A 12,094-nucleotide genomic window follows, 5' to 3' on the forward strand; every position below is an offset into this window, starting at 1 on the left:
GGTGGAAGAGTTTCACTCAGCGCACCCCTTGCAGGTAAGCCGCAATAGGGCCCACCGCAGCGCCGTTGCGGCTGGTCAGGATGTCCAGGTGCGTGAGGCCCGGCAGGATTCGGATATCTACTCGAGTATTGGGGAAAACCTCCCCTACACTTTGAAAATTGCTGGTTTGTGGGAGCAACCCCCGCCCCGCGCCCAGGGCCAGCACCGGATACGCCACCGAGCGCGGCCTCAGTTCGGGCATGGCCACATCGTAAGCCGAGATGTCGAGGGAGAGGCGGTAGGGGAAAAACCACTCCGAGAAGCCGGTGGTGGGGTTGGCATATGATGAAATAAATTCCATCGGATCGGTGGCCTCGCCGCTATCGCGCCACTCCACCCGACTCCCCCTTGGGCCCCGAATGGTGTAGACCACACTCCCCACAAAAAAGCTGAACAGGCTAATCCCCTCGCGCCCGGTGGACTGCCCCACCGAGACCGAAAAAATAGGCGACAGGGCATAGCGGTCGTCCACGCGGGAAAGGGCTGCCGCCAGCCGACTCGCCCGGAAAGGAACCCAGCCCGGCGGGGCGTCGGCCTGGGGGTCCTGCGCAGTCATGAAGGCCTGGGCTTCAGCCTGGGCAAAGCCCACCGGGTTGAGCCCGAAAGCGGTGATGTAGGGTGGGGCTTTGCCTTCTAAGAGTTCGTTAAGCCCGGCCAGTCGCCCAAAGCCTCCTTCGGTACCGCTAAAGTATTGCTCACGGGTGAGGGGAATCAGGCGGGGCGCGCCGTCCAGCAAAATAAGGCCGCTGATTTTATCGCCCCTATAAAGGGCAAACAGCGAGGCCATACTGGCCCCCAGGGAGTGCCCCGCTAGCACCACGGGGCCGCTCCTGCGGGCCTGGTCTATCACCTGCTCGAGGTCGTCCAGGTGTACCTTCAGGCCCCAGTCTTTGAGGAAAGGAAAATCGGGCAGGGGGTAGTTCTGGTAGTAGGCCCAGGGGTCGGGCGAGGTGAAGCCCCGACGATCCTCGAGGCCGTTGGCGCGCCGATCCCAGGCCCAGACCGCCCAGCCGGGGGCCGCCAGCACCAGCCGCCGGGCCAGGGCGTCGAAGTTGGTGGCCCCCCCCAGGAACCCCGGCACCAAAACGATGGTGCCGCGCGGCGTTCCCTGGGCTGGGTAGACCAGCACATAACTTCGGTCCAGGGCCGCCCCTGCTGCCGTGGGAGCGCCTGGAATAGCCCGATACTCGGGCTGACCCATCCAGCGATCGGTTTGGGCCAGCCCTATGCTCAACAGGCCCAGAGCCAGAACCATCCACTTCTGCATTTCTTTATCCTGAGGCCACAAAGCGCTTAAGACTTGACCAGGGCCCACAAAAAAGGTGGGCCGAAGCCCACCCTCTAGCCCGCTTTGCCCTTATGGACTGCCAAAACTATCCTCGATCACGATCACCTCGAGGGTCTCGCCGGCCAGCAAACCCACCGCAAACACGCTATATACCTTGCCGCCTTCAAAAGCCACCCCCTCGAGCGGCAGCGCTACCGTGGTGGTGCCGGTGGGACGTACCTCGAGGTTGTAGGCCGCAGCCGGCACAATGCCGTAGCCCGAGATCTGGTTGAAGGCCAGGTTGCGGAACAGCACCGGCCCGCCCTTGAGGGCCACGTCCACCGCCGGAGCATCCGGCGAGGCATGGACGACGCGAACCTTGGCCACCCCTTCGGCAGGGGCAATGCGGTCTTCGACCAGTCGGGCCTTAAGGGTCGAGGCCGTGCCCAGCGCCATGACCGTGTAGTACTTGCCTGCTTGTACGCGAATGGCTACGTCGGCAACCTTGGCCGGGTTCTGCCCCGTGGTCTGAACGGTCAGAGTCAGGCTGCCAGCGGGCACTTCGGCATAGTAGGTTACGTCTTTGAAGGCCTGGGCCTCGAAAACCTTGTTGCCCCCCGAAACAATGTCCACCGCCGGCGCATCGGGCACCAGGTGGGCAAACCGCACATAGGCCGTACCTTCCTGGGCCAACGCAACGCCCAATACCACCAATAGACCTGCGACCCACCTCATCCACCGCATAGAACACTCCTTTCTACCGCCAGGGTTATAAACTTGCCATGTTATCGTATCGTGAGTTGCTTCCTTCTACAACAGCTTTGGATTACAGAGCAAACGGACCAGACCAGGTATAGAGCGCTCTTCACATAGAATGAGCCTCCCGACAATCAAGAATCCTCTATCCGAGACAGAACCGTTGCCGCCCGGATGGGCGGCAACATCTGTGAAGGGCGCGATAAGCGGCCCATCCACCCCATCCTGCAAAACAACAAACGCCCCTGAGCGTTGTCCAGGGGCGTTTACACAAAGCGAGCTGCTACTTGGGCAACAAAACCGTGTCAATAACGTGGATGATGCCGTTGCTGGCCTGGATATCCACCGCCGTGACCGTGGAATTGCCGTTCAAAACCACCTTGCCGTCTTTGACCTCGATGGTCACGTTCTGACCCTCTACGGTTTTAGCTTCCTTCAGCGTGACTACTTGGCTCGAGGGCACCCGTCCGGCCACCACATGGTAGGTAAGCACCTTGGTCAGGGCTGCTTTGTCGGCCAGCAGCTTGTCCAGGTCGGCCTTGGGAATCTTGGCAAAGGCTTCGTTGGTCGGTGCAAAAACCGTGAAGGGGCCAGGGCCCGACAGGGTCTGGGCCAGTCCAGCCGCCTGCACCGCCGCCAGCAAGGTGCTGAAGTTGGGGTTGCTGGCCACAATCTGCGCGATGGTCTGGTTCTGGGTGGCGCTCTGGGCGTTGGTGAGGGTTAGGCCTAAAGCGGCCAGGGCCAGGCTACCTGCTACCAGTAGGGCTTTGATCTTCATATGCTACCTCCTTGTACTACTTTTTTATTGGGTTGGAGGACAAGTATTCACCCCGGCCTATGCCGATATTCATCGGCCATTGGCTGTAAAATCATTGCCCTCTCAACCTCTAGGTATAGGGTATACGTATAACATTAGTAGAATATTTGTCTAAGATACGTTCAGATTTGTAGGGCATGAAACACATCGAAGCCCAACAGGAATAATCCCTGCAGAATAATAGCCAGTCCAAACCCCTTGTATATCGGTTCTTGGCGCTTCCTCAAGATCAGGCCCAGCGTCACATACAGGGTATCCAGACCTGCATTAATCCACAGGAGTTGGCGCAGGCTGGCGGGGTTGGGTTCGGCCCCCAGCCAGCCGCCGTAGGCAATCGCTGCATTCACCAGCGCCCAGACCCCGGTCATGAACCAGAAGGGCCTCCAAAAGCCATGCCGGGTGCGCCACAAACCGAATATAGCGCCTCCCAAGCACACCAGCGCCCATAGCATCAGCTGCTGGGCGATGCGTTCACCTGGCAATTCACTCAAGGCTTCCTCCCCCGGGCCTGGGCCCGACAGCGTTCGGAACAGTACTTCACATCCTGCCAGTTCTGAGCCCATTTCTTGCGCCATTGAAAAGGCCTATTACACACCGGACAAACCTTGACGGGCAGGTGGGTTTTAAGACCTTTGTATCCCATATAACCTTCTGTAAGGGAGTCGGTGGCAGCCCGGCGCGCTTGCAGGACGTTTCTTGGCCTAAGCGCCAAAAGCTTCTGGTAGTCTGGCAACCAAGAATACTGTGTGCACTTCTGTGCCTCCCAGGGAGCTGCGCATCGCTATTATGGGCAATCAACGCGCTTCAAAACGTATCACTAAACAAGTTACCGGCAGACTAGCTCGAGATACCTGCCCCCGCTTTCTTAGCAATTTTCTCGGCAGCAGCCAAGTAGCGTTTGCGGGCCAGCTCTAAATCCAGCACAGGAGTCTTGTAAGGATAAGGCCGCCCGTCCGACTCGGGCACCCAGCGCCTGAGCCATGCCCCGCCGGGGTCGTGGGTCTCGGCCTGGGTGATCAGGTTAAAGACCCGAAAGTAGGGTGCCGCATCCACCCCCAGCCCCCCCGCCCAGTGCCAGCCCTGGAGGTTGGAGGCGTTGTCTCCATCGAGCAGCAGGTCGCGAAAAGCCCGTTCACACTGTTGCCAGGGCAAGAGGGCCAACTTGACCGCAAACTGGGCTACCACCATGCGGCCCCGGTTGGACAAAAAGCCCGTGGCCCGCAACTCACGCATACAGGCATCCACCACCGGGATGCCGGTGTAGCCCTGTAGCCAGGCTGCAAAAAGGTCGCGGTCATCGTTCCAGGGGAGGTCGTCCCAACGGGGGTCAAAAGCCGAGTTAAGCATCTGGGGGCGGTGGTAGAGCAAATCGCCGCTGAAGTCACGCCAACACAGCTCGTTCACCCACTTGCGGGCCCCCTCACCCCCCACTTCCAAAGCGCGCCGAGCAGCCAGCCGAGGTGACAACACCCCCAGGGTGAAATAGTAGGAGAGCCTCGAGACCCCTTCCCCAGCCAGCCCATCGCGGGTCTGGTGGTAGTGAGGCAGTTTGTCCCGCAAAAAGACCTCGAGCGCACCCAACGCGGCCTCCTCCCCTGCGGGCGGGAGCGGTATGTCCGGGGCTTCTTCGGGGGTGGTACCCAAATCGTATTCGGGCGGAAGGGTAGTGCCGGGAAAGCGGGGCGGAGCCTCGAGTAGAACCGGCGCCTGGGCCGCCCACCAGCGTTTGGAGAAGGGTGTGAAGACGGTATAGGGGCCACCGTCGGGCTTCAAAATGCTGCCGGGTTCGTGGATATACTGGCCCTCGAGCCAACGAACACGACCCGGCAAGGCCTCCTGCACCTTCCGATCGCGAAACCGGGCGTAGGGGGTTGAGTTGCGAACCGCAAAAACACCCTTCACCCCCAGTTCGCCCACCACTCGAGGCAACACCTCCCAGGGAAGGCCGGTGCGAACCAGCAGGCTACCCCCCCGCCGCATATAGCCCTCACGCAGTGCGGCTACATTCTGGTAAAACCAGGCCCGCCGTCGTGGGGTGGTGTTTTGCAGAATGTTGGGGTCGAACACCACCAGACCTACCGCAGGGCCTGCTTTCAGGGCTTCGCTAAGGGCGGGGTTGTCGTGCAAACGAAGATCGGCGCGGTGCCAGACCAGGTTCATAAGCCTGTTTTTAAAGGCAAAAGCTATGAACTGCACCGGCCTGCCCTACAAACCGCCACGCAAAGCCCGCACAACCCCAGGCCTGGGAATATGTCATCGAGTTGAATAGTATGTGGGCCATGATCGTAGACGCCCATCTCGACCTGGCCCACAACGTAGTAGACCTGGGGCGCAACCTCACCCTGCCGCTGGCGGAGTTGCGCCAACAGGACGCCCATCCCGATGTGCCAGTCGTGACCCTGCCAGCCTTACGGGAAGGCCAGGTCGGCATCTGTTTCGCCACCCTCTGGGTGGATCCGCGCAAGTACATCGACCCAGAGAGTGCTCACCAGCACGCCCTGCGGCAACTCGAGGTGTATCTGCGCTGGGAAGAACAGGGGTGGGTTCGCATTCTGCGCGATCAGGCCAGCCTGCAAAGGCATCTGGCGTTGTGGCCGGAGGACCACGTGACCGCCCTGGTCATCCTGATCGAGGGCGCCGAGTGCATCCGCGAACCAGGCGAGGTGGGGTTCTGGAAGGCCCAGGGGGTGCGGCTCATCGGTCCTGCCTGGAACCGCACCCGCTACTCGGGCGGCACCCGTGAACCCGGCGGCCTGAGCGAGCTGGGATTCGAACTGATGCACGCCATGGATGAGAACCGCCTGGCCCTGGACTTCTCCCACATGGACGAACAGGCCTTCTGGCAGGCCCTGGAGGTATTTGAGGGGTCAGTTTGCGCTAGTCACAGCAACCCTCGGGCCTTGCTGGGGGGCGAAGATCCCCCTTTTGCCAACCGCCACCTGAGCAATGCCATGATCCGGGCCATCGGGCAGCGGGGCGGGGTAATTGGCACGGTCTTGTTTGGGTTTTTCCTGGATCACACCTGGCAACGCGGCACCGAGCGGGTGAAGCTGGAAGTCGTCGGACAGCACATGGCCCACACCGCTGCCTTGATTGGCTGGGACAAGGTGGGCATCGGCTCCGACTTCGATGGCGGTTTTGGTCTGCACGAAAACCCCGAGGGCCTCAACCAGCCGGCCGACCTGCACAAAGTCGGTGAACTGGTTCCCGCACCTTTCCGACAAGGGGTGCTGGGCCAGAACTGGCTGCGTTGGTTGCAAGGCGTCTTGCCATTTTGAATCTAAAATCTGACAAGCCGTGGTATAACGGGGGCTGTGAATCTTTCTAGCCTGTGGATCGGACTGGTAGCGGGGGCCTTTGGGGGGTTGGTAGGTCTGGGAGGGGGCATTGTAGCGGTTCCGTTGATGGCCACCTTTCTTAAGCTAACCCAGCACCGAGCCGTGGCCACCAGCCTAGTTATGGTGGTATTTACCGGCCTGGCCGGGGCCCTCACCTATGCCACCCAGGGCACGGTAGACTGGCTGGCAGCCTTGCTGATTTTCCCCAGCGCAATGGTCACGGCCAACTGGGGCGCGCGCTACGCCAACCAGTTGCCGGAATGGAGGCTTAAGCGGGTGTTTGGCTGGTACCTGGTGGTGGTAGCCCTGAGCCTGCTGCTTAAGCCCTACATTCCGCATGTCGAGGAGCCCCTGCAAGGCTGGCTGCGGATTATTCCTCTCATCTTTACGGGGGCGGCTGCAGGCTTTGCCTCAGGCCTGCTGGGGGTGGGGGGCGGCACCATCACGGTGCCCATCATGGTTTTGCTGGTGGGCCTCGAGCAGCATACTGCCCAGGGCACATCTCTACTGGCCATGATTCCCTCGGCACTGGTAGGTTCTTACACGCATTACCGTCACGGCAACCTGGCCCAGGAGTATGTGCCGGGGCTGGTGGTGGGCATTTTGCTTGGGGCTTTTGCAGGGGGTCTGGTGGCTAACCAGCTACCTGAATTCTGGCTACGGTTAGTATTTGCAGTGGTGCTGATCTGGACGGCCACACGCTACATCGGCGCCAAACCTAAGCCGGTAGTTGAATAATCTCGACTCACGTGCTGGTGCTCTGCGTACTGCGGCCCGCTGTGAGACAACAGTTACCATATACGCTAGACTCTTGTTTGGGAGTTGGTTTTTTTGGCTTATTTTGGGCAGTCCACCGTCACTTTCTGCATTCTTCGATCAGGCGCTAGATTATGAGCGATACCGCGATTCGCAGGGCTTTGCTGGTCGGCTTATTGTTGCTGGGGGTCTTGTTGGCAACCCTCACCCGGCAATCGGCCCCCACCTTGCCAGGTGAGTTTGCCGCCCGCACTGCCCCTTTGTTTGGCTACTCCTTTCGCCTGGGTCAAAATGTCAAGGCCAGCCTGGCCGCTATTTTTGACCGCCGTGACCTGCGGGCCGAACAACGTAAGATGCAAGCCGAGTTGCAACAACTCCGGCAAGAAAACCAGCGCCTGACGCTGGAAAACCGCAAGCTTCAGGCCGCTCTGCGGGTACAGACTGTGCAGGGCTTAGGCGTGGTAGCGGTTGCGCCGGTGATTGACGATGATCCCTCGGGGCTTTATCGCAGGCTCTATCTGGGCGCCGGTTCGGCCCAGGGTCTGCGGGTCGGCATGCCTGTCACGACCGCCAGCGGGCTGGTAGGGGTCATCACCGAGGTCACGCCAAACAATGCCGTGGTTCGCACGGTGCTCGACCCCGAATCGCGGGTGGGGGTACGGCTCGCAGGCGCCCCAGGGCGTGGTATTGCTTATGGTGCCCCCCCAAGCATGCTGCGGGTTGAGATTGCTCCCGAAGCCAGCGTCAAACCTGGCGACAAGGTGGTGTCGGGCGCATTGCAAGGACTTTACCCTGCCGGTATTACCGTGGGCATCGTCGAACAGGTGCTGCCCATTTCGCCCGGTGCCCTAAAGAAGGTCTTGATGGTACGGCCCGCCGTGCAGCTCTCGTTGTTGGAAGAAGTGCAGGTGCTCAAGCCGCTATGAAAACAAAACTTCACGGAACTTGGCGCAGCAGAGGTTATAGCGACTGCTTTGGGCTGTCGGGAAAGACCCAAAAGGAACGCAAATGCGATTGGTGAATCCACTTTTCATCGTCATCCATGTATCGAATGGATAACCCCTTCCCCAACTATGCGAATCATTCTAATTGCAGTTTCGGCTTTTCTCCTCCAGGGCTTTGTTTCTGGATTGCTGGGCGATAGCTTTACACCCCCCGATTTGATTTATCTGGCCACCCTGTTGCTGGTGGCTTCAATATCTCCTTATGCGGGCTTGCCTCTGGCCTTTGCCCTAGGGTTGCTGCAAGACCTGCTTTCGGCAGGGTATCCGGGGCTGCATGCGGTGGGACTGCTATTTGCCGCCTATGCTTACTACCGTCTTTCGCGGCTGGTACATTGGGACGAGTTGGCCGGCCAGGTCGTCATTCTGGGGGGCAGCTTCGTAGCCAAGTGGTTGGGTATCCTGCTGGTAGCCTTCTGGTTGCGGCTCTCCAACTTCAATCCTCTCACGCTGTGGTCGGTTATTCTACCGGAGATGCTGCTGACCCTTCTGATCGCGCCTTTCGTTATCCGGCTCTCTCAGCTTTTTGCAGTTCGCAGCAAATAGGAGTACCGCGTGAACAGCCGTGTCTGGATTCTGCTGGGGCTTTTTTTCCTCATACTGATGCTGTTTGTGGGGCGGCTGTGGCAGTTACAGGTGGTGCAGTACGAGCAGTATGCCACCCGCAGCCAGGGCAACTACCTTCGTACCGAAACCTCGCTAGCCCCCAGGGGGCGCATTCTGGATCGCAACGGGCAGGTAATCGCCACCAACCGACTGGCGGTGGATTTGATTTATTTGGGTGGGGAAGTACATTTCAAGGAGCGCATTCTGGCACTAGCAGGACTCAAGGAACTACCCAAGGTGGAGCGGGAGCCGGTGGAGCTGATGGTCAATATTCCAGAGGTACTGATTCCCACCCTGGCCGAGCTGACCGCCGGGGAACCCAATCTGAAGCTTCTGGAGCGTATCGAGCGGGTTTACCCCAACCCCATCGCGGGGCCGGTGATTGGATATACTGCGCTGCCCAGCCAGGAACAGCTCCAGGAGGGCTACGACCCCGAGGAGCTGGTGGGAGCGGCGGGCCTCGAGGCGGCCCTGGAAGCCCAGCTCAAGGGCATCAAGGGCGTGGTGCTGGCCGAGGTGAATGCCCGGGGCCAGCGGGTGCGCTACGAGGAACTCAAAGAACCCCAGGCCGGCACCGATGTGTACCTGACCCTCGACCTGAACCTGCAACGGGCTGCCGAGCAGGCGCTACGGGAGGGGGTAGAGGACATCAACCGCATCCGCCTTCGCTATGGGCTTCCGCTGGCCCGACAGGCCAAGGGGGCCATCGTAGCCCTCGACCCGCGCAATGGCGAGGTGCTGGCCATGGCCACTGCCCCCGCCTTCGACCCCAACCTGTTTGGCCGCAGACCGCGCCCCAACGACAAAATCCGCGAGCTGTTTGCCGACAAAGACCGGCCTACCCTGAACCGGGCAGTGAATGCCTATCCACCGGGCTCTACCTATAAACTGGCGACCTCGAGCCTGGCCCTGGAAAGCGGCTACGTCACCAGCAACACCGCTTTCCGCTGTAGCCCCTACATCGTCTTTGGCGGCATCCGCCGCAACTGGGCCCGGGTGGACATGGGCATGATGACCGTCAAGGAAGCCATCGCACAAAGCTGCAACACCTGGTACTACCAGGTGGCCATGCTCGACCCCATCGGCATGGTGGACAAACTCCACAAGCGGGCGCTGGAACTGGGGGTAGGCCGCTCGACCGGGCTGGAAATCGGCGAGCAAACCGGCATTGTGCCCACCCTGCAATGGAAGCGCCAGAACATTCCTAAAGACCCCCGCTGGTGGCCGGGCGAGACCCTTTCGATTGCCATCGGGCAGGGATATAACAAGGCCACCCCTGTTCAGATTGCCCGTATGCTCGCTACCATTGCCCAGAGCGGTCAGCAACCTGAGCTACACCTGGTTCGCCGGATTGGTAATCAAGAGGTAAGGCGGCCCACTACTTTTGTGCCGGGGCGCTACTGGAAAGAACTACAGGAAGGACTGCGCAAAACCGTCACCTGGGGTACCGCACGGCATGTGCTGGGCAATTTTCCCGTAGCCACCGCAGGCAAGACCGGTACCGCCCAGAACGAAACCCTGACCCCCGGCCTCGAGCACGCCTGGTATATGGGCTACGGTCCGGTAGACCCGGCCGACCCCCGCCCACCCCTGGTAGTGGTGGCCTTCTTCGAAAACGGAGGCGAGGGCAGTGGGGTAGCCCTGCCCGCTGTGCGCAAGGTCATGGCTGCCTATTGGAAAGTGGGGCAGGATTTCGCGGCCCAGTAGGCTGGGTTACCCCCAGTCGGGTCAGAACCAGCGCCGCCACCCGCTCGCCCCCCAGCGCCACCGCCGGCACTGACTGCCCGGGAAAGATGGTCTCCCCCACCCGCCACAGGTTGGAATAGGGCGTTCTGGGGCTGGGTGTGCGGAAGGGGTGTACCTGTGGATACCCCCCCACCCAGCCATCCTGTCGGCGGGTGTAATAGTGGTAGGTACGGGGGGTTCCACCCAAAATTAGCACCGCCGACTCCCGGAAGCCGGGGATCAGCCGCTCTACCTGTCGCAAAACCCGTTCCTGCCAAACTTGTTTCTGGGCCTGATAGGCTTCTTTGGATAAGCCCCGCCACTCGAACAGCCGGGTGTGCACCGAGGCCGACAACACCCGCGAACCCGCCGGGCCGCGCAAGGGATCACCGGCATCCGCCAGACTCACAAAGGTCCAATCGCCTTCCCCCGCCCACTGCCGGTAGGGGGCGCCCGGTGGAACCACGTCCTCGGGCACCACAGCGTGCAGCATGAAGGCCCCCCAGCCATCGGCCGGTGGGTTCTGCTGGGGGCCGTCGGGGATGAGGGCCGCCAGGTCGCCGGGGGTCAGGTTGGCGACGAAGAAGTCGGCCTCGAGCACCTCTCGCTCCCCGCGTCGCTTCCCACCCAGGGCAACTTCCACGGCCACAACCCGCCCCTTCTGAACCTCCAGTTTTTCCACCCGGTGGCGGTAAAGCACCCGACCCCCGTGCTGGCGTACGGCTTCGGCCAGGGTCTCGGGCACAGCGCCCATCCCCCCCATAGGCATGGCTGGGCCCCGGTGGGGCAGATCCAGGGCCGCCGCTCCAAACAGAGCATAGGTGCCCTGGGCATCGGTTTGAGAGGCAATCAGAAGCTGGGCATCCAGAAAGCGCCTGAACGACGGATGGGAGGGCGCATGGGCCCCCGTGCGGCGCAGCAGATCGGCCAGAATTCCCGGTAAATCGGCCAGGTGCTCCAGTGCCCAGGGCAGCCCCTGCTGCACCATGCGCCGCGACTCGAGCAAGTCGGCCGGTGGAAAGGGCAAGCCCTGGGCCAGTTTCCACAGGGCATGAGCCCGCCTTTCTTGCCAGGCCCAGAACCGCAGCACGGTTTTGCCAAACGCTTCGCGCTGAGCTTCCAACTCGTGGGCCCGACCCACCGGACGGGTCACGACCCGGCCATCCGGCAACCAGACCTCCATTAACGGTTCGCCCGGGGCCAGCTTGCGCACAGGAAAACGAACGCCCAACTGGCGCTCGAGCCGGGTAAAAACCCCCGCCTCATCAAAACCGGCCAACAAGGTTGCGCCTGCATCGAAGCGAAAACCCTGGTGCAAGAAGGTGCCCGCCGAGCCACCGGGGTAAGTGTGGTGCTCGAGCACGGTGACCTCGAGGCCCGCCTGCGCCAGTAAAGCTGCGGTGGTGAGACCCCCCACCCCCGCGCCGATCACCACTACTTTCATCAATCGTTATTCTGCGATTCCTGGCAAACAAAGACTTGCGGAATGGTTACATTCTCGAGTTGCCAAAAGCAACTCCCTCCAGCAGGTCATTTCGCATGATGAATGTTCCCCATTACCGCGGAAGGTGCAGCGAGAACCGCTCGACCCACCAAAAATAAAGCGCTTATGATACCAGATTTGGTTGATTCGTTACCGTTCGGTAACGAATCAACCCGACCGAAGTTATCCGCGTAGCGGAGGGCGATACCGCCCCTTGGAAGTTATCCGCGTAGCGGAGGGCGATACCGCCCCTTGGAAGTTATCCGCGTAGCGGAGGGCGATACCGCCCCTTGGAAGGGAGACGCT

At 61.0% G+C, this 12,094-nt stretch carries 12 protein-coding genes; 5 read left to right on the plus strand and 7 right to left on the minus strand.

Features of this window, described 5'->3' with window-relative positions:
* Window positions 1-16: 16 nt before the first annotated feature.
* From Mhypo_RS07260 to Mhypo_RS07285, 6 genes are all read right to left on the minus strand, one after another.
* Complete coding sequence (locus Mhypo_RS07260; protein WP_119340629.1) at window positions 17-1,306, minus strand: alpha/beta hydrolase; 1,290 nt, start codon at window positions 1,304-1,306, stop codon at window positions 17-19.
* Between the two features lie 90 nt (window positions 1,307-1,396).
* Window positions 1,397-2,050 carry a DUF4397 domain-containing protein gene (locus Mhypo_RS07265; protein ID WP_119340630.1) on the minus strand — a complete coding sequence of 218 codons (654 nt, stop codon included), beginning with the start codon at window positions 2,048-2,050 and terminating at the stop codon, window positions 1,397-1,399.
* A 295-nt stretch (window positions 2,051-2,345) separates the two neighbouring features.
* Window positions 2,346-2,840, minus strand: coding sequence for a fasciclin domain-containing protein (locus tag Mhypo_RS07270; RefSeq protein WP_119340631.1), 495 nt, complete (start codon window positions 2,838-2,840; stop codon window positions 2,346-2,348).
* 161 nt (window positions 2,841-3,001) lie between these two features.
* Window positions 3,002-3,370, minus strand: a complete 369-nt coding sequence (locus tag Mhypo_RS18530; protein ID WP_240637156.1) for a DUF6992 family protein — start codon at window positions 3,368-3,370, stop codon at window positions 3,002-3,004.
* The gene (locus Mhypo_RS18890; RefSeq protein ID WP_119340632.1) at window positions 3,367-3,522 is read right to left on the minus strand and encodes a DUF2256 domain-containing protein; all 156 of its coding nucleotides are present in this window, start codon (window positions 3,520-3,522) and stop codon (window positions 3,367-3,369) included. Before Mhypo_RS18890 ends, Mhypo_RS18530 begins: the two co-directional genes overlap by 4 nt.
* Window positions 3,523-3,716: 194 nt before the next feature.
* Window positions 3,717-5,039: a cryptochrome/photolyase family protein gene (locus tag Mhypo_RS07285; RefSeq protein WP_119340644.1), complete on the minus strand. Its 1,323-nt coding sequence runs from the start codon at window positions 5,037-5,039 to the stop codon at window positions 3,717-3,719.
* Between the two features lie 110 nt (window positions 5,040-5,149).
* Between Mhypo_RS07285 and Mhypo_RS07290 the strand changes: the two genes are divergently transcribed.
* The 5 genes from Mhypo_RS07290 (at window position 5,150) to Mhypo_RS07310 (ending at window position 10,287) form a co-directional block, all read left to right on the plus strand.
* Entirely contained in the window at window positions 5,150-6,157 is a 1,008-nt protein-coding gene (locus Mhypo_RS07290) for a dipeptidase (RefSeq protein ID WP_240637157.1), read from the plus strand.
* A gap of 36 nt (window positions 6,158-6,193) precedes the next feature.
* On the plus strand, window positions 6,194-6,955 hold the full coding sequence (locus Mhypo_RS07295) for a sulfite exporter TauE/SafE family protein (protein ID WP_119340634.1): 762 nt from the start codon (window positions 6,194-6,196) through the stop codon (window positions 6,953-6,955).
* A 152-nt stretch (window positions 6,956-7,107) separates the two neighbouring features.
* Window positions 7,108-7,899, plus strand: a complete 792-nt coding sequence (gene mreC / locus Mhypo_RS07300) for a rod shape-determining protein MreC (RefSeq protein WP_119340635.1) — start codon at window positions 7,108-7,110, stop codon at window positions 7,897-7,899.
* 147 nt (window positions 7,900-8,046) lie between these two features.
* Window positions 8,047-8,520: a rod shape-determining protein MreD gene (mreD, locus tag Mhypo_RS07305; RefSeq protein ID WP_119340636.1), complete on the plus strand. Its 474-nt coding sequence runs from the start codon at window positions 8,047-8,049 to the stop codon at window positions 8,518-8,520.
* Window positions 8,521-8,529: 9 nt separating this feature from the next.
* Window positions 8,530-10,287, plus strand: a complete 1,758-nt coding sequence (locus Mhypo_RS07310) for a penicillin-binding transpeptidase domain-containing protein (protein WP_119340637.1) — start codon at window positions 8,530-8,532, stop codon at window positions 10,285-10,287.
* Here Mhypo_RS07310 and Mhypo_RS07315 read toward each other — a convergent pair.
* On the minus strand, window positions 10,241-11,749 hold the full coding sequence (locus Mhypo_RS07315; protein WP_119340638.1) for a phytoene desaturase family protein: 1,509 nt from the start codon (window positions 11,747-11,749) through the stop codon (window positions 10,241-10,243). The two genes, Mhypo_RS07310 and Mhypo_RS07315, sit on opposite strands and share 47 nt — an antisense overlap.
* Window positions 11,750-12,094 lie beyond the last annotated feature (345 nt).

Source organism: Meiothermus hypogaeus (genome assembly GCF_003574035.1).
Taxonomy (GTDB): domain Bacteria; phylum Deinococcota; class Deinococci; order Deinococcales; family Thermaceae; genus Meiothermus; species Meiothermus hypogaeus.